Below are 18,999 nucleotides of genomic sequence, written 5' to 3' on the forward strand. Positions count from 1 at the left end.
TCATGCAAATCCCGCGTCAGGCAGTTTCGCTCCGCATCTTCATCGGCGAGAGCGATCATTGCGACGGCAAGCCGCTTTATGAAGCGATCGTGATCAAGGCACGTGAGCGGCACCTCGCCGGCGCCACCGTGCTGCGTGGCCCGATGGGCTTCGGCAAGTCGAGCCGGCTGCACACGTCGAAAATCCTGCGGCTTTCGGAGGATTTGCCGCTGTTGATCGAGATCGTCGACAGCGAGGACAATATCAACGCATTCCTGCCCATCCTGGATGGCATGATGTCGAGCGGGCTGATCACCTTGGAGAAGGTGCAGGTCCTGCAATATGGTGCGAAGGCCCCGAGCTGATCGCTCCGGCAGGGAACCCGAGCCCGCCGTTTCCGGAGGCCGAATGAACGACACTGTCACCAAACCGAAGACGCGGACGAAAACCAAGGTCGAGCGGCCGAAGCTGCACAAGGTCATCCTGATCAACGACGACTTCACGCCGCGTGAATTCGTCACGATGATCCTCAAGGCCGAGTTCCGCATGACCGAGGATCAGGCCTACAAGGTGATGATCACAGCCCACAAGCTCGGCGCCTGCGTCGTCGCCGTCTTCACCAGGGACGTCGCCGAGACCAAGGCCACCCGCGCCACCGACGCCGGCCGCGCCAAGGGCTATCCGCTGCTGTTCACGACAGAGCCGGAGGAATAGGGACGCGCCGTCTCAAGCTAGTCCTTGAGGCGCGCCATGATGATCTCGTCGTGGTAGATTCCGTCGACCAGGATGGCCATCCGCCTGGTGCCTTCTTCGACAAATCCGACCTTGCGATAGAGGGCAGCCGCAGCAATATTGGTCGCGAACACCCCGAGCTCGATGCGCCGGAAGCCGAACGCGTCCGAAGCCTGAACCGCCTGCCGCAACAGCCTTTCGCCAAACCCCTCGCCCCTGAATTCCGGCAGAAGCCCCATGAAGAGATCGCCGACGTGAGCCGATACGGCGCGACTGGCGGGCGGCACGTTGCACCATCCGACCACGGTGCCGTCCAGCACGGCGACGATCTGCGGATAGCCGCGCTCGACATTGCGTGCAACGAAGGCGCGGACCTGCTCGATCGGCGGCGCCTCCACGAGCGCGATGTATTTGCGCTCGCGGGCAACGACATCCACGGCGGCACGAAAAGCCTCGGTGTCGGCGAGCTCAATCTGGCGGAATTCGACGGTCATGGGCAGTCCCGTTGCTTCGTCCGGAGCATAGCCCGATTGTTCCGATGCCGCGACTACCGTTAGGCTATCGCAAGAGTCTGCCAATGGACGCGCAGGACTGTCTTTCCGCCGGCTGCCGGGAGAGTAGAATGATCCTTCCCGACGACGCGGCCTCCAAGCCGTTGGTAAAAGCGAAGAGCTGCGACATTCGCCTCGAAGACCCACAAATGCAGCCCGGGACCAGCGGCCCCTGCCGAGAGTTGAGCGGCGACGTCGCGAAAAAGCCGCTCACCTATTCCCCGACCGCGCGCGTCCGGGCGGACGTGAAGATTGTCCACGAGACTTCCCCAGGCAGGATCGAAATCGCAATAGCTGCAGATGAACCCCTGCACGAGCCCGGTCGAGTCGCAGGCCACATTGATCAATTGCGTTGGGGAACGATCGCGGAGCCGTTGAGACCAGACGGCTAGCCGGTAAGCTTTGATGGCACCATTCAGGAATTCCGGCGCAAGAATGTGAGCATACGCGTCACGCCAGCTTGATGCATGGATGGCGGCAATGACCGCTGCATCCTGCCCGGTCGCGGGTCGGATACTGATGTCGCTCACGTGACGCTCTTCATCCGCATGCGCGCCTGCACGCTAAGCCATCACCACCGGCGTCTCCTCGGCGAGCCCGTACACGCGCTGCGCCTTGGAAAATCCCGCGATCGGAAATTCGCCGAGCTCGCGCCAGCCTTCGCGACAGACGTTTGCAAAGCCCTCCGACACCACAACGGTGCGCCCAAGACGGCCGGCGATCTTCTCCAGCCGGGCCGCGAGATTGACGGCCGGGCCGATGCAGGTGAAGTCGAGCCGGTTGCCGCCGCCGATATTGCCGTAGAGGATGTTGCCGACATGCAGCGCGACGCCGAAGCGGAAGCGCTCGACCACGTCGCCGACCGGATGCGCCAGCGCCTCGACACTGGCGCGGGATTCGCGTGCGGCTTCCAGCACGCGCGTACAGACATGCGCGGCGTCGCCGACATATTCGTCGATCGGAAACACCGCGAGCAGTCCGTCGCCCATGAATTTTAGGACCTCGCCGCCATGGGCCCGAATCGCGGTCACCTGGCAGTCGAAATAGCGGTTGAGGATATCGACCACGATCTCAGCCGGCAGCCGGTCCGACAGCGCGGTGAAGCCGCGCAGGTCCGAGAGCCAGATCGCGGCCTGCATGGTGTCGTTGTGGCCGCGCCGGATCTGGCCGGCGAGAATGCGCTCGCCGGCGCGGTTGCCGACATAGGTGTCGAGCAGCGTCGCGGCGGTACGGCGCAGGGTGACGATCTCGCTGACGCGCGCGAGCGGCGCCACGATCGAGCGGATCGTCGCGATGTCGTCATCGCTGAAACCGCCGGGATGCCGCGTTGTCCAGCTACAGGCGTGAATCGAGCCGTCGAGAAACCGCATCGGCGTCGCGATGTAGTCGGTGACGCCCTCGGCGCGCATGTCCTCCAGGAACGGAAACCGCTTGGTGTCGAGGTCGTCGATTCGTCCCCTGACTTCCAGACCGTCCTCGAACACGATCCGAAGCGGGCTCCGCGCAAATTCGGGCGTGGCCAGGATCTCGAAATCGACGGTGCCGATCTCGACCTCCTGGCCCTCCCGCCAGATGAAGTTGCGGCCGAAGATTTCGGGATGCAGCGTGCGGATGAAGACGCCGAACCGCCACAGCGGCAGGCCAGCCGCGACCAGATGCTCGCAGGCATCCGAGATCATCTCGGCCGGCCCCCGCGACGACCTGGCGCCGTCGATCAGCCAATTGATGATCCGCTGCAGCTCGGAGTTTTGCATGCCCGCATTTGCCGACGAAGTTGTGGAGCCGTCAAGCTGCGCGGTAGGCTGGTGCCGTTGGCGCTACCGCCCCACCTGCCCGCGGTCGCGCAAGAAGTGATCCGCCAGCACGCAGGCCATCATGGCTTCGCCGACCGGGACGGCGCGGATGCCGACGCAGGGGTCGTGGCGGCCTTTGGTCATGATCTCGGTATCGGCGCCCTTGCGATCGACCGTCAGACGCGGTTGCAGGATCGACGAGGTCGGCTTCACCGCGAAGCGCACCACCACCGGCTGACCAGTGGAGATGCCACCCAGAACGCCGCCGGCATGATTGGACAGGAAGCGCGTGCCGTCATTGCCGGTGCGCATCTCGTCGGCGTTCTCCTCGCCGCTCAATTCGGCTGCGCCAAAACCGGCGCCGATCTCGACGCCCTTCACCGCGTTGATGCTCATCATCGCGGAGGCGAGCTCGGCATCGAGCTTGGCGTAGATCGGCGCGCCGAGCCCCGCTGGCACGCCCTCGGCGACGATCTCGAGCACCGCACCGATCGAGGAGCCGCTCTTGCGGATGCCGTCGAGATAGGTTTCGAAGAACGCGGCCTTGTCCTTGTCCGGACAGAAGAACGGATTCTTTGCGATCTCGTCCCAGTCCCACTTCGCGCGATCGATCTTGTGCGGCCCCATCTGCACCAGCGCACCGCGCACCTTCACATCAGGCAGCACTTTTCGCGCGATCGCACCGGCGGCGACGCGCGTCGCGGTCTCGCGCGCGGAGGAGCGGCCGCCGCCGCGGTAATCGCGCAGGCCGTATTTGGCCTCGTAGGTGAAGTCGGCATGGCCCGGACGAAACTTGTCCTTGATCTCCGAATAGTCCTTGGAGCGCTGGTCGGTGTTCTCGATCAGAAGCCCGATCGGCGTGCCCGTCGTCACCTGCACACCGGTCTCCGGATGCGCCATCACGCCGGAGAGGATTTTGACCTGGTCCGGCTCCTGGCGCTGGGTGGTGAAGCGCGACTGACCCGGCCGGCGGCGGTCGAGGTCCTGCTGGATGTCGGCCTCGGTGAGCGGGATCATCGGCGGGCAACCATCAACCACGCAGCCGATCGCCACCCCGTGGCTTTCGCCAAAGGTGGTGACGCGGAACATGTGGCCGAAGGTGTTGAAGGACATCCGTCTCTAGCTCTTAAGTCAGTTCTGACTTGTCGTAACGCGCCCTGAAATGAGGGTCAAATGGCGCCCCTTTCGTCATGGCCGGGCTTGTCCCGGCCATCCACGTTCTTGGCCGCCCCAAGCAGAAAGTTCGTGGATGCCCGGGACAAGCCCGGGCATGACGGCGGAGAACGCGGCGCCGCCCTTAACTATACTTCTCCAACCGCCCGTCGCGGAATACGTAGACGGCGCCCTGCTCGATATAGAGGTCGGCGGCGCCGGCCGGCGTCTCCAGGCCGAGCGAGACCATCAGCGCCCGGCAGGTCCCACCATGGGCGACCGCGACGGTATCGGTCCGGAGCTGGTCGTACCAGGCGCGGACACGGACCTGCACATCGGCATAGGTCTCGCCGCCTGCGGGGCCCACGGTCCATTTGCCGGCGAGGCGCCTGGCATAGATGTCGGGATCGGTCGCCTCGCTCTCGGCCAGCGTCAGCCCCTCCCAGACACCGTAGCCGATCTCGCGCAGGCGGTCGTCAAGCGCGTAGTCGGCAGGCGGCAATTCGAGCTTGCCGCGCGCAAGTTCCATGGTCATGCGCGAACGGCCGAGCGGGCTCGACACGTAGGGCAACGCGGCCTTGTCGCGGCCGTCGCGCTTGAAGAGATCGGCGAGAATGCCGCCGGCCTGCACGGCCTGGCCACGGCCGCGCGCATTCAGTGGAATGTCTTTGGTGCCCTGGAGCCGCCCGAGCGCATTCCACTCGGTCTCGCCGTGGCGAAGATAATAGATCGTGGGCGCGGGCATTGCTGGTCGTGGTCAGTCCTTGGGCGCATCAGGTCGCATCATGCCCAGCACGTTGTAGCCGGAATCGACATGGTGGACTTCGCCGGTAACGCCGCGCGACATGTCCGACAGGAAATACACCGCACTGTCGCCGACCTCCTCGATCGTCACGTTGCGCCGCAGCGGCGCGTTGACCTCGTTGTATTTCAGGAGGAGGCGGGAATCGGCGATGCCGGCGAACGCCAGCGTCTTGATCGGGCCCGCCGAGATCGCGTTGACGCGGATTGCCTTCTCGCCGAGATCGGCGGCAAGATAGCGCACGCTGGCTTCGAGCGCGGCCTTCGCCACGCCCATCACGTTGTAGCGGGGCATCCACTTCTCGGCACCGTAATAAGAGAGCGTGACGATCGAGCCGCCGTCGGTCATCAGCTTCTCGGCGCGCTGCGCGAGCGCGGTGAGCGAGTAGCAGGAGATCAGCATCGACTTGGAGAAGTTTTCCGGCGTCGTGTCGACATAGCGGCCGTCGAGCTGTTCGCCATAGGCGATCGCGTGCACGACGAAGTCGATCTTGCCCCATTTTTCCTTGAGGGCATCGAAGGCCGCATCGATGGTCGCGGCGTCGGTGACGTCGCAATGGCCAAGCACGAGCGCGCCGACTTCAGCAGCCAGCGGCTCGACGCGCTTCTTCAGCGCATCGCCCTGGTAGGTGAAGGCGAGTTCGGCGCCTGCCATGTGGCATGCCTTGGCGATGCCCCAGGCGATCGAGCGATTGTTGGCGACGCCGAGGATCACCCCGCGCTTGCCTTGCATTAGACCTTGCATCAGCCCTGAATTCTGCGCCATTTCCTAACGTCCCGTCGAACTGGGTTATGGTCTGGAGGTACACCAGCCCTCCCTTGCGGTACAGTCCTAATACGCGGCGTTAACGCTGTTTCGAGCGCCGGAATAGCCGTTCCGTTCGGGTGTTATGATCGTTGAGGCGCTCGCGCCGAACGTGAAGGACGTCAAGACGGCATGAGTGCGTTTCGCCAGAGTGTGGAAGCCATGATCCCGGCGTTGCGCCGTTACGCCCGCGCGCTGACGCGCGACGCGGATGCGGCCGACGATCTGGTACAGGACACCTTGGTGCGGGCGTTGCGTTCGGAGCGATTGTTTCTCGGAGGCGACGTCAGGAGCTGGCTCTACACGATCCTGACCAACCTCAACAAGAATCGGCGGCGCTCGCTGGCAAGGCGGCCGCAATTCATGCAACTGACGGAGAACAACCCGGATGCCAGCGGGACCGAAGCCGAAGGGCGCGACATCGAGAGGGCGCTTTCGACGCTCGTCGAGGAGCAGCGCTCGGTGCTGCTGCTGGTGATGCTGGAGGGCATGAGCTACCGCGAGGTCGCCGACATCCAGGGCGTGCCGATCGGCACCGTCATGTCGCGCCTGGCGCGCGCTCGCGCCCACGTTAAAGCTTCACTGGAGGGTGAGCGCCCGGCGCTCAGGCGGGTGAAATGATGGCAGGGTTGATGCATCGCGTTTTGTCCGCCCGCAGCCTGACGACGAGGCGAGCGAAGTTGATCCACGAAGGATATTTTGGGCCGCAGAGCCAGAGACGACCGATATGAACGACCGCAATATTCCCATTACCGAAGACGAGCTGCACGCCTATGTCGACGACGAGCTGCCGGCCGAGCGCCGTGCCGACGTCGAGGCCTGGCTTGCCACCCGCCCCGAGGACGCCGAGCGGGTGCAATCCTGGCGCGCCATGGCCGAGATGCTGCATGCCCGCTACGACAGCGTCGCCCTGGAGCCGGTGCCAGCGCGGCTGGAGCTCGAGCGGCTGGAGCGCCGCCCGCGGCAATGGCTCTACGGCGCGGTTGCGGCCGCGCTGGTTGCTTTCGTGGCCGGCGGCACCGCCGGCTGGGTGGCACATGGCGCCGCCAACGCACCCTCGACCTTCCAGAGTTTCACGGAAGACGCGCTCGACGCCCACCGGCTCTACGTCGTCGAGGTCCGCCATCCCGTCGAGGTCCCTGGCAACGAGCGCGACCACCTCCAGGCCTGGCTGACCAGGCGCTGCGGCTGGACCGTGTTCGCGCCCAATCTGGAGGCGAGCGGGCTGAAGCTGGTCGGCGGCCGGCTGCTGCCGGGACCGAACGGCCCGGCGTCGTTCCTGATGTATGAAGGCGCCTCGGGCGAGCGCTACACGATCTACACCTCCAAGACCGAGAGCGGCGCAACGCAGATGCGTTACGCTAGGGCGGACAAGGACGGGGCGCTGTTCTGGGCCGACCGCGGCGTCGGCTACGTTGTCAGTGGCGGCAGCGACCGTGACCGGCTGACCAAGGTGGCGCAGGCCGTTTACGACCAGGCAGAGAAAAACGGCGGCTAGACAACCGCACGAACGCGGTGCCTCGATTCCGACATTGAAAATTTGGAATCAAGACATCGGCGCGTCTCATTATCGCACCGGATGCTCACGCGAAAATGAGCAGCGTTCGATCCGCCGATCGACGCGGGCGGCCTCGATTGGGGTTTTTGGTACCGCGCTGGTCCCCCTCTCGAGGCCGCACCTTTTTATCGACTGCCCCGCCGGACAGCCGACACGTCGAGTACGTGAGCCAAGAAGCGCTACCACGCCTCGGACATATGATGAGCATCATCTGCACGGATGATGCTCTCAGCCTTTAGGAGAACCCCTTCAGTTGCGATCTCGCCCTAAATCGCGATGGCTCGCGCTTTAGCTCTTTGTTTGCGCATGATCTTTTCGGAAAACCGCTGCGCACTTTTCCGGATCACGCTTCAGCCAAGCCCGCTACGTGGATTGTAGGGGTGTTGGTCCCGCCACTTTTCCATCAATGCCTCAAGCTCGGCGTCGTTCCCGTCCGGTAGCATAATCCTGATGGAGACGAAGAGATCCCCGGTTCCGCTGGATTTCGGCAAGCCCTTACCTTTCAGACGGAAGGTCCGGCCACTGGAGGTGTTTTTCGGGACCGACAGTTCCACCGCATTGCCGAGTGTGGGCACGCGGACCTTGCCGCCGAGCACCGCCTCGTACAGCGTGACCGGCAGCTCGATGCGCAGGTCGGCACCTTCGACCTTGAAGAAGGGGTGCGGCGCGATGCTGATGGTGATCAGGAGATCGCCGGGCGGATGGCCTTGGGCGCTCTCGCCCTGTCCCCTCAACCGGATCTGCTGACCCTCGACGACGCCGGCCGGAATCTTGACGTTGAGCTCCTTGCCGTTCGGCAGCCGGACGCGCTTCTCGCCACCCTTGACCGACTCTTCCAGCGAGACGGACATGGCGACATTCACGTCGAGATCGAGCCCGATCCCGCCGGTGTCGAATTCGAACTGGGCACCGCCGCCGGCCCCCGGCCGCGCACCGCGCACCCCGCCGCCGAACATGCTGTTGAGGATATCCTCGAACGCGCCCGCGCCCTGACCGGGGCCAGCGCCGCCGCTACGAAACGTATAGCTCTCGAAGCCGCCCGGACCCGCGCGCCCGCGCGGACCGCCGCCGCCCGGAAAACCCTGGAAGCGCGGCTTGCCGTCGGCGTCGATCTCGCCGCGGTCGAACTGCTTGCGCTTGTCCTCGTCGCCGAGGATTTCGTTGGCCGAATTGAGCTCAGCGAAGCGCTCGGCGGCCTTCGGATCGTCCTTGTTGCTGTCAGGATGATGCTTCTTGGCAAGCTTGCGATAGGCGCTCTTGATCGCGGCAGCGTTGGCGCTCCGCGGCACCCCCAAGACCTCATAGGGGTCGCGCATCCGTCACGTCTCCTCTTGGGAAATCGGTATGGTCAAAGGGCTCCCCGCCCCATCTGCGTTTCATGTGGGGGGCGAGTGGCATTTTTGCAACTAGCTTTCGGAGCTGATTCTCTACGTTTGGAGCATGATCTTATCGGAAAACCGGTTCCCACTTTTCGCGAACGCGGCCCTTCGGGTCCGGATCAGCTCCGCCACGGCTTTAGCGTATGAATCTCCCAACGGCCACGGCTGCTTTGGCAGCCGGCGCCCTGAAGCCAGCTTTCGGTGTTCCCGTTGACATAGCTCGCCAGGAAGTCGCGGCACTTGCGACCGTCCTCGGCGGCGTAGGACTGCGCTATCGGCGTCACCGAGCCCCGCGCGCCGGTCTCCGGATTTTCCCAGTGCTGGCTGGAATCCTTGTCGTCCTTGCTCAGAACGTCGGAGGCGGCGTTGCGGGCGAAGGCGAGATCGGTCTCGGTCGGCGCGGCGTCCTTTCCCTGCCGCACGACCGAGCCGGTGAGATCGTTGTCGTCGGCCTTGGCGTAGGCATTGCCGTCATTGCGGGAGAAGCTGCAGCCGCCGGCGCCCAGACCGATCAGAATCATCATCATGACGAAGCCGGACGGCCGCATCGCCGATAGGCCAACGCGCCCCCATGCCCTATATAGGGCGGTAGCGGACAACAACGCGTTTTGGGCCGCGGGACGCAACTCGGACTCCAGACATGACCGACACGACCTCGATGAAACACCAGACACCCTTAACATCCGGTGATTTCACCGCCGCCGACGAGCCTTTTGCGCTGTTCGAGGCCTGGCTGAACGAGGCGATCAAGAGCGAGCCGAACGATCCGAACGCGATGGCGCTCGCAACCGTCGATCCCGACGGCCTGCCCGACGTGCGCATGGTGCTGATGAAAGGCTTCGATGCCGACGGTTTCGTCTTCTACAGCCACATCGCGAGCCAGAAGGGCCGCGAACTCGCCGCAAATCCTAAGGCGGCGTTACTTTTTCACTGGAAGTCGCTGCGCCGTCAGGTCCGCATCCGCGGCAACGTGACGCCGGTGACCGAGGCCGAGGCCGACGCCTACTTCGCCACGCGGCCCAAGCAGGCGCAGATCGGCGCCTGGGCAAGCAAGCAGTCGCAGGAGCTGGAGAGCCGCTTCGCCTTCGAGCAGGCCATCGCCAAGGTCGCGGCCAAGCACATCATCGGCGAGGTCCCGCGGCCGCCGGGCTGGAGCGGCTGGCGCATCACGCCCTCGCGCATCGAGTTCTGGCACGACCGCCCATTCCGTCTGCACGACCGCATCGAATTTCGCCGTGACGCGGCCGGCCAGCCGTGGTCCAAGACGCGGATGTACCCTTAGCATTTTGTTTGAGCATGATCTTTTCGGAAAACCGCTGCACACTTTTCCGGATCATGCTCTAACCTGAAAGACCTTCATGCCGCAGTCCTCCAATGCGCCGCGCCGTACGCTGCTCCTGACCGGGGCGAGCCGCGGCATCGGCCATGCCACCGTGATCCGTTTCTCCTCGGCGGGCTGGCGCGTCATCACCTGCTCGCGGCATCCGTTCCCGGAGGATTGTCCGTGGGACGCCGGCCCCGAGGACCACATCCAGGTCGACCTCGCCACTCCGGTGGACACGGCGCGCGCGATCTCCGACATCCGCAACCGCCTCGAAGGCGGCATGCTGCATGCGCTGGTCAACAATGCCGCGATCTCGCCGAAGGGGTCGGGCGGCTCCCGGCTCGGCTCGATCGACACCGATCTCGACACCTGGACGCACGTCTTCCACGTCAACTTCTTCGCGCCGATCATGATGGCGCGCGGGTTGATCGAGGAGTTGAAGGCGGCCAGGGGCTCGGTGGTGAACGTCACCTCGATCGCGGGCTCGCGCGTGCATCCCTTTGCGGGCGCGGCCTATGCGACCTCCAAGGCCGCACTCGCATCCCTGACACGCGAGATGGCGTCGGACTTCGGCCGCATCGGCGTGCGCGTCAACGCGATCGCGCCGGGTGAGATCGACACCTCGATCCTGTCGCCGGGCACCGAGAAGATCGTCGACCAGCAGATCCCGCTGCACCGGCTCGGCACGCCCGACGAGGTCGCCAAGATCATCTACGTGCTGTGCACGGACACCTCGTCCTACGTCAACGGCGCCGAGATCCACATCAACGGCGGCCAGCACGTGTAGGCCAGGCGAAGCATGAGCCGGTTCGCGAGCACTGCGTCACTCTACGAGCATTTACGGCCGCCTTATCCGCCCGAATTCTTTCGCAGCGTCGCGCAAAAGCTCGGCTTATCCAAACGATGCGCCTTGATCGACCTCGGAACCGGACCTGGGCTGCTGGCGCTCGGCTTCGCTCCCTATGTCGGCCACATCGTCGGCGTCGACCCCGAACCCGCAATGCTCGAGGCGGCGCGACGCGCGGCGGCGCGCGCGGGCCACGCTCTCGCGCTGATCGAAGGCAAGGCCGAGACGCTTGCTCCCGACATCGGCAGCTTCGATGTCGTGTCGGTCGGCCGTGCCCTGCATTGGATGGATCGCGACCCGACGCTTGCAGTGCTCGATCGGCTGGTCGCCCGCGACGGCGCGATCACGATCTGTGCCTCGTTCCCCGCCACCGACGGCCGCAACCCGTGGCTTGATGGCTACAACGAAGCCCGGCGGTGCTGGTCGCCGGTCCAACTCTGGGAGGAGGCCGGCAGGGGCACGCGGGCCCATCGCGACCTTCCCGCGTTCTTTCGCGGCAGCGCCTTTCAGCCCACTGAGAGCGTCGCGGTCGAGACAAGCCACACAGTCGGCGTGCAGGACCTTGCACGACGCACCCTCACCTACTCGTCATCTTCGCCGGACGCTCTGGGCGAGAATGTCGAGGCGATGCTGCGCGATGTCGAAAAACACCTGACTTCGTTCAGCCGTGACGGCATGATCGCCGAGACCATCGTCTCGACGGCGCAGATCGTGAAGCGCTAGCTGATTTGCCGAAGGGCGGAAGCAAGGCGATCCAGACGAAGCCGCCGCAAGACCTGGATCGCCTAACCCTTCCGTTCCTCAATCGACTCGAAACCGACGTGACTGTTCGCGCAGCCGCGGAGCGGCAGCGTTGATTGCAGTCGAGCAGTCGTCGTCGTTCTCACCGTCGAGCAGCGGAGCACCACAGTGCCGGCACATGCGTGCCGACAACGACGGCGCCTTGCCGCTCGCCGCGACCTGACGATAGCTCGCCAGATCGATGACGTTGCGGGGCGTCGTTATGTGTTTTTCAACCATGGCTGTTCCTCGCGGCTAACCCGCTGGTTATCGCAGACAAGTTTCGCGCAAACGTTCAGTCCACCGCTCAAATTTTACCGGAGGAATTGGGGCGGAGAACAGGCATCATGGCGCAGCCGCAATCCCGCTCTATTCTGCGACACCATCCGCCGCGTCTCTGCGACCGGCGTAAGGTCTCGGTCACTATTTTCCGAGAGCGCGATGGGATCAGAGCCACTTCTTCCACTTGAAGATCCAGTATGGAACGATCGCGGCAAACAGCATCAGGACCAGCGCGTACGGATAACCGTGCGCCCAATCGAGCTCCGGCATCGCCTTGAAGTTCATGCCGTAGATCGAGGCGATCAGCGTCGGCGGCATCAGGACAACAGCCATGACCGAAAACAGCTTGATGATGTTGTTCTGCTCGAGATTGACGACGCCGAGCATGGCGTCGAGCACGAAGGTGATCTTGCTGGAGAGATAGGAGGCGTGGTCGGTTAGCGAGACAACGTCGCGCTGCATGGTCTTGAGCTGCTCCCGCATGTCCTTCGACCATTTCACGCCCTCCACCACCGCGGACAGGAAGGTGACGACGCGGCCGATCGAGACCAGGCTCTCGCGAACCTTCGAGGTCAAATCGCCCTTGCGGCCGATCGAGATCAGGATCTGCGAATACTGCTTGGCGTGGCCGTGGCGCTCGCTCTCGGGCTCGAAGATGTCGTGCGAAACCTGGTCGATGTCGGCGCCGCATTTCTCCAGAATGTCGGCACAGCGGTCGATCACTGCGTCGAGAAGTTCCACCAGCACCATCTCCCCGGTGATCGTGGGCGCGCAGGAGCGGGCCAGCTTGGCCTCGACCAGCGCGAACGGCTTGGGCTGATCGTAGCGCACCGTCACCAAACGATGGTCGCCGAGAATGAAGGTCACCGCCGTGGTCCGGGGCATGTCGGTATCGGAATGGCACATCAGCGTCGCGGTCATGTAGCGCGCGCCGTTCTCGATATAGAGGCGGCTGGAGATCTCGATCTCCTGCATGTCCTCCCGGGTCGGGATCGCGATCCCCGAAAGCCGCTCCACGGCCTTGTCCTCGGCCGCGGTCGGGTTGAACAGGTCGATCCACACCGCGTGCTCCGGCACCGCCGCAAGATCCTCGACGACGGCCTTCTTGAGGGAGGAGTCGGTCGGAACGAACACAGAATACATGAACAACTCCAGCACTTAGCCTGCGACAGGCTGTCAGCTCTTAGCGCGATTCTGACAAGTTCATGATGACAAGCACATTAACGGAGCGTTTGCATTTGTGGCCGCCTCGTGGCTCAACCGTGGCAAGGAATCGACAGTTCAGCATCCTTTGCCGCGAAACCAGCACAGGGTCGCAAAATATGCGGCAGAAAAGCCACAGGTCTGGTCTCGCAGCGCGGGAAAAGCCCCTAAAAGCTGGAATTGTGGCAGATTTCAACGATAATGGGATTAACGGAGTCGAGGGCCTTGGGTGCTACGCTCAGGACCTGCGCGGTATTGTTTTGATTGGAACCAAACTATGTCGTCGCTGAAAGTTATGTTGGGAATTCTGGCTGCTGGCTTCATGCTGTCGGGCTGCATGCAGGCCACGCATTTCGAAGCCACCAACACGCAGAATTTCAAGCCGAAGGACAAGGAACTCCTTGCCAAGATCCGGTACGAGAATACGCCGGTGGCAGAGCCGTTCCGCCGTGCCATCGTCGACTACCACCGCAAGGAATCGCCGGGCTCGATCGTGGTCGATTCCGACAACCATTACCTCTATTACGTGATGGATGGCGGCAAGGCGATCCGCTACGGCATCACCGTCGGCGAAGAGGCCATGGCCTGGTCCGGCATCGCCAAGGTCGGCAGCATGACGGAATGGCCGGCCTGGCACCCGACCGCCGGCGAGATCTCGCGCCTGGGCGTGCCGACCTATGTCGCGCCCGGTCCGGACAATCCGATGGGCTCCCGCGCGATGTATCTCTACTCGGGCGGCAAGGACACGCTGTTCCGCATTCACGGCACCAACCAGCCTGAATATATCGGCGCGTCGATCTCCTCGGGCTGCATCCGCCTGACCAACGAGGACGCGATCGATCTCTACAGCCGCGTCAAGATCGGCACCATCGTCGTGGTGCTCGAGCCGAAGCACGGCGACTCGCCCTACAACTCGCGCCTCGCCCTCCAGGGCGGCGGCGTCGGCCAGGCCGGCAGCTACTGATCGCCGCCTGATCTGAGGATCTTCAAAAGCGCCGGTTTCACCGGCGCTTTTTTGTTGCCGGCTTGCTCTTGCCGGAGTCAGCGACCGGCTTGTCGGCAGGCTTCGCGCTCTCCTGATCGTCGGCTCCGTCCTTCGTCATCTCCGGCTTGGATGCGACCTCGCGCGGCGGCGCCTCATCGGGACGTTCCGCCGGCAGCAGCGGGGCGACCTGGGGCACGGGGTCCCAGACATTCCACTGGCAGATCCGGTAATCGTTGCGCCGCTGCGCCAGGTCGAGATGGATGTGGTCCTCGTGATACCAGTCCGAGCCGGGACCGAGCACGGTGGAAAAGCGCGAGCAGACCGAATGCAGCACGCGCTCGCGCACCTCGCGCGACAGGGTGCGGTCGGTCAGGCCGATCGACTGCCCATTGGCGAGCTTGATTGCGCGGACATCGAGCGCGTTGGCCTTGCCGTGCTCGGATAGCATCGCGCCGACGATACGGTTGCGGCCGCGGCACTCGAAGCTATCGAAATTGTCGAGGTCGCTGATGGTCGAGCCGAGGCTCGCGGCCAGCGGCACCATGTCCGTGCGCACCCAATCGGCGATCGCGGACGCCATGGTGCAGCGGAGGACCGCCGCCGGCTTGACCGCGACCTTGCGCTTGTCCGGCAGCACGATGGCTTCCAGCCGCACCAGATCCTCGCCGCCGCAGCCGCCGGGGCCACGGATATCGGGAATGGAGGGCGCAATCGCGATCTTCTCGGTCAGCGCGAGCCGGCAGGCTGAGGCCTGCTTCTCGGGCGGCGGCGCGGGCTCGGCGGGCGGTTTGCCCTCGGCGGCCGGAGCCTCCCGCGAGCCCTTGTCCGATGTTTTGGGGGCATCCTCCGGCCGCTGCCTGGGCAAGGGGATCTTGGCGGTATGAACGGGCGCGCGCCGCCGTGGTGTACCAAGGCCAAAGATATCGAGCGGCGCAGCATATTTTCGCGCATCCGCGGGGGTTGGCAGCACAGGCAACAGCCCGAGCCCGACGGTAACCATTGCCGCGCCTGTGGACATATAGCCGCGACAAGACCATTTGCGGCGAAAGTCCGGCAGGCTAAAACTCATGACAATTCTTTGGCCCAGCGCTGAGAGCGATAACAAAGTCCAGCCCACCTCGGAGGAACGTCTGAATGCTTGGTTTGATGCAAGATTGGCCCCTGCTCTGCCACCGGATCATCGAACACGCTGCCAGGATTCATGGCAAGCAGGAGGTCGTGACGCGCTCGGTCGAGGGACCGATCCATCGCACCACCTATGCCGAAATCCACAAGCGTGCGCTCAAGGTCTCGCAGATGCTGGAGCGCGACGGCATCAAGCTCGGCGACCGTGTCGCCACGATCGCCTGGAACACCTGGCGCCATCTCGAGGTCTGGTACGGCATCATGGGCATCGGCGCCATCTGCCATACCGTCAATCCCCGCCTTTTCCCCGAGCAGATCGCCTGGATCATCAACCATGCGCAGGACCGCATCGTGATGACCGACCTCACCTTCGTGCCCGTGCTGGAGAAGCTCGCCGACAAGCTGCCGAGCGTCGAGCGTTACATCGTCCTCACCGACAAGGCGCATATGCCTGAGACCACGTTGAAGAATGTCGTGGCCTACGAGGACTGGATCGCGGAGGCCGACGGCAAGTTCAAATGGAAAGACTTTGACGAGAACACGGCGGCCGCGATGTGCTACACCTCCGGCACAACGGGCGATCCCAAGGGCGTGCTGTACTCGCATCGTTCCAACGTGCTGCACGCGCTGATGGCCAACAATGTCGACGCGCTCGGCACCAGTGCTTCCGAGACGATGTTGCCAGTGGTTCCGCTGTTCCATGCCAACAGCTGGGGCATCGCTTTCTCAGCACCCTCGCAGGGCACCAAGCTCGTGATGCCCGGTCCCAAGCTCGATGGCGCCTCGGTCTACGAGCTGCTCTCGACCGAGAAGGTGACGCACACCGCCGGCGTGCCGACGGTGTGGCTGATGCTGCTCCAGCATATGGCGGCCAACAATCTGAAGCTGCCGGACCTGAAGATGGTGATCTGCGGCGGCTCGGCGATGCCGCGCTCGATGATCAAGGCGTTCCTCGACATGGGCGCGAACGTCCGTCACGCCTGGGGCATGACCGAAATGAGCCCGATCGGCAGCGTCTCGGCGCTGAAGCCGCCATTTGCCGATGCGACGGGTGAGAAACAGCTCGACGTGCTCCAGATGCAGGGCTATGCGCCCTTCGCCGTCGAGATGAAGATCACCGACGATGCCGGCAAGGAGCTGCCGTGGGACGGCAAGACTTTTGGCCGCCTGAAAGTCTCCGGCCCCGCGGTCGCCAAGGCCTATTTCCGCCTCGACGCCAACATCCTCGACGAGGACGGCTTCTTCGACACCGGTGACGTCTCGACCATCGACGAGGACGGTTTCATGCGGATCACCGACCGCTCCAAGGACGTGATCAAGTCCGGCGGCGAGTGGATCTCCTCGATCGACCTCGAAAACCTCGCGGTCGGCCATCCGGCCGTGGCGGAAGCCGCCGTGATCGGTGTCTTCCACCCCAAATGGGACGAGCGGCCGCTTTTGATCGTGCAGCTCAAGCAGGGCCAGCAGGCCACGCGCGACGACATCCTCAAATACATGGACGGCAAGATCGCCAAATGGTGGATGCCCGACGACGTCGCTTTCGTCGACGGCATCCCGCACACGGCAACGGGCAAGATCCTGAAGACGGCGCTACGCGACCAGTTCAAGGAATACCGCTTCCCGAACGCGGCGGCGTAGCGACCGCCTCGCACGTCATTCCGGGACGCCCGCAGGGCAAACCCGGAATGACGGCCGTAACAACCCGGACTCCCTTGAATTTGCCGCGGGACCGTGGTCTCAACGGCGCATCCGGCAATCCCGCCGTTTCGCGCGGCGACGCCTCAAAACCCCGGCAGAGCTCACCCGATGGCCCGCAGGTTTTCCGCTCCCTACCAGTCGGAGCCCGTGTCCAGCCTGGCGAGCTGGGCGCGCAATCTGGCCGTGTTCGCGGTGGTGGCGGTGGTGGTGTCGATCATCATCGTCCGCTTCGGCTTTCTGGAGCCGAAGCCGGCGCTCGTCACCTTCTTCGGCGGCCTGGCGATCGCAGCGCTCTCCATCCTGTTCGGCCTCGCCGGCTTTGCCGCGATCTGGCAGAACGGCTCGCGCGGCATGGCGCGCATCCTGCTCGCCTTCCTGATCAACGGAGCGATCCTCGCCTACCCCGCCTATCTCGGCCTGCAATACCGCAAGCTGCCACCAATCCACGACATCACCACCGATCCGATCAATCCGCCGCGCTTCGACGCGCTGGCGCGGTTGCGAACCGGCGACGGCGCAAACCCGGCGGTCTATGCCGGCCTCTATTCGGCCGAGCAGCAACGCCAGTTCTATCCCGACATCGAGCCGATCGAACTCGAGATCCCGGTCGACCGCGCCTATGCGATCGCGCTCCAGCTCGTCAACAAGCGCAAATGGCTCGTCATCGACGAGCGCGCGCCGCAGCCGCCGCGCCGCATCGGCCGCATCGAGGCGGTGGCCCGCACGCCGATCATGGGGCTGCGCGAGGACATCTCCATCAGGGTCGTGCCCGATGGCGACGACTCCCGTGTCGATATCCGCTCAGCCTCGCGCTATTTCGAGAGCGACCTCGGCAGCAACGCCGCGCGCGTGACAAAATTCATCGACGATCTCAACACCGCCGCCGATGCCGACGCGCTGAAGCCGGTGAAGAAGACCCCCGTCACGCCGCCCAAGGCGCCGGCGAAGACGGTGAAGAAATAGGATCTCGTCATTCCGGGGCGATGCGAAGCGGCGAACCCGGAATCCATCAGGCCGCAGCGTCCGCGGATAAATGGATTCCGGGTTCGCGCTAGCGCGCGCCCCGGAACGACGAGAGACTAGCTAGCCATCCGATACGTCCCGCCAATCACGGGATCGCCGTCCGTCGCCACCACGCCGCGCGCGACCAGATCTTCCAGATGCGCCAGCACCGAATAGCCGGCCGCCGTCGTCAGCCGCGGATCGATGCCGATATAAATCGCGCGCACCATGGTCGGGATATCGGCTTCACCCTTGGCCAGGCGATGCAGGATCGACGCCTCACGCGCCTTGCGGTGGCGGATCAGGAAGCGCACGAAGCGCGGGCCGTCCGGTATCTCGGGACCGTGGCCGGAGAAGTACAGATCCTCCTCGCGCGCGGCGAGCCGGTCGAGCGACTCCATGTAGTCGATCATCGAGCCGTCGGGCGGCGCCACGATCGAGGTCGACCAGCCCATCACGTGATCGCCGACGAAGTTGAACTTCCGCTGGGGCCAGGCGAACGCAAGATGATTGGCGGTGTGGCCGGGCGTCGCGACGGCCTCGAGCCGCCAGCCGGCGCCTTCGACGACGTCGCCATGGGCGATCCTGACATCCGGCGCGAAATCGCGGTCGGCGCCAGACTCCGGATTGTGCTTCTCGCTCTCGAAGCGCGGCCGCGAGGCGCGATGCGGCCCCTCGGCATAGACGGTCGCGCCGGTCGCCTGCTTGATCCGCGCGGTGTTGGGCGAGTGGTCGCGATGGGTGTGGGTGACGAGGATATGCGTCACGGTCTCGCCGCGCACGGCATCGAGCAGTGCGGCCGCATGGGCCTCGTCATCCGGACCGGGATCGACCAGCGCGACACTCCCTCGGCCTACGATGTAGCTGACCGTGCCGGTGAAGGTGAAGGGGCTCGGATTGTTACAGAGCACGCGCCGCACGCCCGGGCGGACTTCCTCGACGATTCCAGGCTTGAGCGGAAAGTTGCGGTTGAACGGGACGTCGTCGTTCTCGGACATGGCAT

At 64.4% G+C, this 18,999-nt stretch carries 22 protein-coding genes; 10 read left to right on the plus strand and 12 right to left on the minus strand.

Features of this window, described 5'->3' with window-relative positions:
• Nucleotides 1-2: 2 nt before the first annotated feature.
• Nucleotides 3-344, plus strand: coding sequence for a DUF190 domain-containing protein (locus tag ABIB73_RS15650; RefSeq protein WP_354225236.1), 342 nt, complete (start codon nt 3-5; stop codon nt 342-344).
• Between the two features lie 43 nt (nt 345-387).
• Nucleotides 388-693 (plus strand): ATP-dependent Clp protease adapter ClpS, encoded by a 306-nt coding sequence (gene clpS, locus ABIB73_RS15655; RefSeq protein WP_014497217.1) that lies wholly within the window; start codon nt 388-390, stop codon nt 691-693.
• 17 nt (nt 694-710) lie between these two features.
• On the opposite strand, the gene ABIB73_RS15660 is transcribed toward clpS, so the two are convergent.
• The 6 genes from ABIB73_RS15660 to fabI all read right to left on the minus strand — a co-directional run bounded on the left by ABIB73_RS15660 (nt 711) and on the right by fabI (nt 5,774).
• Nucleotides 711-1,205, minus strand: a complete 495-nt coding sequence (locus ABIB73_RS15660) for a GNAT family N-acetyltransferase (RefSeq protein ID WP_354225237.1) — start codon at nt 1,203-1,205, stop codon at nt 711-713.
• A gap of 59 nt (nt 1,206-1,264) precedes the next feature.
• A complete protein-coding gene (locus ABIB73_RS15665) occupies nt 1,265-1,792 on the minus strand; it encodes a GNAT family N-acetyltransferase (RefSeq protein WP_354225238.1) in 528 nt (175 codons plus the stop codon).
• A gap of 33 nt (nt 1,793-1,825) precedes the next feature.
• Entirely contained in the window at nt 1,826-3,016 is a 1,191-nt protein-coding gene (locus tag ABIB73_RS15670) for an adenylate/guanylate cyclase domain-containing protein (RefSeq protein ID WP_354225239.1), read from the minus strand.
• A gap of 63 nt (nt 3,017-3,079) precedes the next feature.
• Nucleotides 3,080-4,168 (minus strand): chorismate synthase, encoded by a 1,089-nt coding sequence (aroC, locus tag ABIB73_RS15675; protein ID WP_354225240.1) that lies wholly within the window; start codon nt 4,166-4,168, stop codon nt 3,080-3,082.
• 184 nt (nt 4,169-4,352) lie between these two features.
• Nucleotides 4,353-4,952 carry a histidine phosphatase family protein gene (locus ABIB73_RS15680; protein ID WP_354225241.1) on the minus strand — a complete coding sequence of 200 codons (600 nt, stop codon included), beginning with the start codon at nt 4,950-4,952 and terminating at the stop codon, nt 4,353-4,355.
• A gap of 12 nt (nt 4,953-4,964) precedes the next feature.
• Nucleotides 4,965-5,774, minus strand: a complete 810-nt coding sequence (gene fabI, locus ABIB73_RS15685) for an enoyl-ACP reductase FabI (protein WP_354225242.1) — start codon at nt 5,772-5,774, stop codon at nt 4,965-4,967.
• Nucleotides 5,775-5,945: 171 nt separating this feature from the next.
• Between fabI and ABIB73_RS15690 the strand changes: the two genes are divergently transcribed.
• Nucleotides 5,946-6,434, plus strand: coding sequence for a sigma-70 family RNA polymerase sigma factor (locus ABIB73_RS15690; RefSeq protein ID WP_128953175.1), 489 nt, complete (start codon nt 5,946-5,948; stop codon nt 6,432-6,434).
• 106 nt (nt 6,435-6,540) lie between these two features.
• On the plus strand, nt 6,541-7,311 hold the full coding sequence (locus tag ABIB73_RS15695; RefSeq protein WP_354225243.1) for an anti-sigma factor family protein: 771 nt from the start codon (nt 6,541-6,543) through the stop codon (nt 7,309-7,311).
• Between the two features lie 410 nt (nt 7,312-7,721).
• Here the strand turns inward: ABIB73_RS15695 and ABIB73_RS15700 are convergent, their stop codons facing one another.
• Together ABIB73_RS15700 and ABIB73_RS15705 are read right to left on the minus strand one after the other, a co-directional pair.
• Nucleotides 7,722-8,687: a DnaJ C-terminal domain-containing protein gene (locus ABIB73_RS15700; protein WP_354225244.1), complete on the minus strand. Its 966-nt coding sequence runs from the start codon at nt 8,685-8,687 to the stop codon at nt 7,722-7,724.
• A 182-nt stretch (nt 8,688-8,869) separates the two neighbouring features.
• Complete coding sequence (locus tag ABIB73_RS15705; RefSeq protein ID WP_354225245.1) at nt 8,870-9,277, minus strand: RT0821/Lpp0805 family surface protein; 408 nt, start codon at nt 9,275-9,277, stop codon at nt 8,870-8,872.
• A gap of 113 nt (nt 9,278-9,390) precedes the next feature.
• Here ABIB73_RS15705 and pdxH point away from each other — a divergent pair, with 113 nt between their 5' ends.
• The 3 genes from pdxH (at nt 9,391) to ABIB73_RS15720 (ending at nt 11,644) form a co-directional block, all read left to right on the plus strand.
• The gene (pdxH, locus tag ABIB73_RS15710; RefSeq protein ID WP_354225246.1) at nt 9,391-10,032 is read left to right on the plus strand and encodes a pyridoxamine 5'-phosphate oxidase; all 642 of its coding nucleotides are present in this window, start codon (nt 9,391-9,393) and stop codon (nt 10,030-10,032) included.
• A 76-nt stretch (nt 10,033-10,108) separates the two neighbouring features.
• Nucleotides 10,109-10,861, plus strand: coding sequence for an SDR family NAD(P)-dependent oxidoreductase (locus tag ABIB73_RS15715; RefSeq protein ID WP_354225247.1), 753 nt, complete (start codon nt 10,109-10,111; stop codon nt 10,859-10,861).
• A 12-nt stretch (nt 10,862-10,873) separates the two neighbouring features.
• Complete coding sequence (locus ABIB73_RS15720) at nt 10,874-11,644, plus strand: class I SAM-dependent methyltransferase (protein ID WP_354225248.1); 771 nt, start codon at nt 10,874-10,876, stop codon at nt 11,642-11,644.
• Between the two features lie 78 nt (nt 11,645-11,722).
• Here the strand turns inward: ABIB73_RS15720 and ABIB73_RS15725 are convergent, their stop codons facing one another.
• The gene (locus ABIB73_RS15725) at nt 11,723-11,941 is read right to left on the minus strand and encodes a hypothetical protein (protein ID WP_354225249.1); all 219 of its coding nucleotides are present in this window, start codon (nt 11,939-11,941) and stop codon (nt 11,723-11,725) included.
• Between the two features lie 207 nt (nt 11,942-12,148).
• Complete coding sequence (locus tag ABIB73_RS15730) at nt 12,149-13,126, minus strand: magnesium transporter CorA family protein (RefSeq protein ID WP_354225250.1); 978 nt, start codon at nt 13,124-13,126, stop codon at nt 12,149-12,151.
• A 337-nt stretch (nt 13,127-13,463) separates the two neighbouring features.
• Between ABIB73_RS15730 and ABIB73_RS15735 the strand changes: the two genes are divergently transcribed.
• A complete protein-coding gene (locus ABIB73_RS15735) occupies nt 13,464-14,150 on the plus strand; it encodes a L,D-transpeptidase (RefSeq protein ID WP_354225251.1) in 687 nt (228 codons plus the stop codon).
• Nucleotides 14,151-14,187: 37 nt separating this feature from the next.
• Here the strand turns inward: ABIB73_RS15735 and ABIB73_RS15740 are convergent, their stop codons facing one another.
• Nucleotides 14,188-15,240: an extensin family protein gene (locus tag ABIB73_RS15740; RefSeq protein WP_354225252.1), complete on the minus strand. Its 1,053-nt coding sequence runs from the start codon at nt 15,238-15,240 to the stop codon at nt 14,188-14,190.
• Nucleotides 15,241-15,305: 65 nt separating this feature from the next.
• On the opposite strand from ABIB73_RS15740, the gene ABIB73_RS15745 reads away from it, so the two are divergent.
• A complete protein-coding gene (locus ABIB73_RS15745) occupies nt 15,306-16,934 on the plus strand; it encodes a fatty-acid--CoA ligase (protein ID WP_354225253.1) in 1,629 nt (542 codons plus the stop codon).
• Nucleotides 16,935-17,102: 168 nt separating this feature from the next.
• The gene (locus ABIB73_RS15750; protein WP_354225254.1) at nt 17,103-17,957 is read left to right on the plus strand and encodes a DUF1499 domain-containing protein; all 855 of its coding nucleotides are present in this window, start codon (nt 17,103-17,105) and stop codon (nt 17,955-17,957) included.
• Nucleotides 17,958-18,073: 116 nt separating this feature from the next.
• Here ABIB73_RS15750 and ABIB73_RS15755 read toward each other — a convergent pair whose 3' ends face one another.
• Nucleotides 18,074-18,994 (minus strand): MBL fold metallo-hydrolase, encoded by a 921-nt coding sequence (locus ABIB73_RS15755; protein WP_354225255.1) that lies wholly within the window; start codon nt 18,992-18,994, stop codon nt 18,074-18,076.
• Nucleotides 18,995-18,999 lie beyond the last annotated feature (5 nt).

The sequence above is a fragment of the Bradyrhizobium sp. F1.4.3 genome, from assembly GCF_040548375.1.
GTDB lineage: Bacteria > Pseudomonadota > Alphaproteobacteria > Rhizobiales > Xanthobacteraceae > Bradyrhizobium.

Coding starts and splice junctions, on each gene's coding strand:
- ABIB73_RS15650 (WP_354225236.1), top strand. CDS start 3: ATGCAAATCCCGCGTCAGGCAGTTTCGCTCCGCATCTTCATCGGCGAG.
- clpS (WP_014497217.1), top strand. CDS start 388: ATGAACGACACTGTCACCAAACCGAAGACGCGGACGAAAACCAAGGTC.
- ABIB73_RS15660 (WP_354225237.1), bottom strand. CDS start 1,205: ATGACCGTCGAATTCCGCCAGATTGAGCTCGCCGACACCGAGGCTTTT.
- ABIB73_RS15670 (WP_354225239.1), bottom strand. CDS start 3,016: ATGCAAAACTCCGAGCTGCAGCGGATCATCAATTGGCTGATCGACGGC.
- aroC (WP_354225240.1), bottom strand. CDS start 4,168: ATGTCCTTCAACACCTTCGGCCACATGTTCCGCGTCACCACCTTTGGC.
- ABIB73_RS15680 (WP_354225241.1), bottom strand. CDS start 4,952: ATGCCCGCGCCCACGATCTATTATCTTCGCCACGGCGAGACCGAGTGG.
- fabI (WP_354225242.1), bottom strand. CDS start 5,774: ATGGCGCAGAATTCAGGGCTGATGCAAGGTCTAATGCAAGGCAAGCGC.
- ABIB73_RS15690 (WP_128953175.1), top strand. CDS start 5,946: ATGAGTGCGTTTCGCCAGAGTGTGGAAGCCATGATCCCGGCGTTGCGC.
- ABIB73_RS15695 (WP_354225243.1), top strand. CDS start 6,541: ATGAACGACCGCAATATTCCCATTACCGAAGACGAGCTGCACGCCTAT.
- ABIB73_RS15700 (WP_354225244.1), bottom strand. CDS start 8,687: ATGCGCGACCCCTATGAGGTCTTGGGGGTGCCGCGGAGCGCCAACGCT.
- ABIB73_RS15705 (WP_354225245.1), bottom strand. CDS start 9,277: ATGATGATGATTCTGATCGGTCTGGGCGCCGGCGGCTGCAGCTTCTCC.
- pdxH (WP_354225246.1), top strand. CDS start 9,391: ATGACCGACACGACCTCGATGAAACACCAGACACCCTTAACATCCGGT.
- ABIB73_RS15715 (WP_354225247.1), top strand. CDS start 10,109: ATGCCGCAGTCCTCCAATGCGCCGCGCCGTACGCTGCTCCTGACCGGG.
- ABIB73_RS15720 (WP_354225248.1), top strand. CDS start 10,874: ATGAGCCGGTTCGCGAGCACTGCGTCACTCTACGAGCATTTACGGCCG.
- ABIB73_RS15725 (WP_354225249.1), bottom strand. CDS start 11,941: ATGGTTGAAAAACACATAACGACGCCCCGCAACGTCATCGATCTGGCG.
- ABIB73_RS15730 (WP_354225250.1), bottom strand. CDS start 13,126: ATGTATTCTGTGTTCGTTCCGACCGACTCCTCCCTCAAGAAGGCCGTC.
- ABIB73_RS15735 (WP_354225251.1), top strand. CDS start 13,464: ATGTCGTCGCTGAAAGTTATGTTGGGAATTCTGGCTGCTGGCTTCATG.
- ABIB73_RS15740 (WP_354225252.1), bottom strand. CDS start 15,240: ATGAGTTTTAGCCTGCCGGACTTTCGCCGCAAATGGTCTTGTCGCGGC.
- ABIB73_RS15745 (WP_354225253.1), top strand. CDS start 15,306: ATGCTTGGTTTGATGCAAGATTGGCCCCTGCTCTGCCACCGGATCATC.
- ABIB73_RS15750 (WP_354225254.1), top strand. CDS start 17,103: ATGGCCCGCAGGTTTTCCGCTCCCTACCAGTCGGAGCCCGTGTCCAGC.
- ABIB73_RS15755 (WP_354225255.1), bottom strand. CDS start 18,994: ATGTCCGAGAACGACGACGTCCCGTTCAACCGCAACTTTCCGCTCAAG.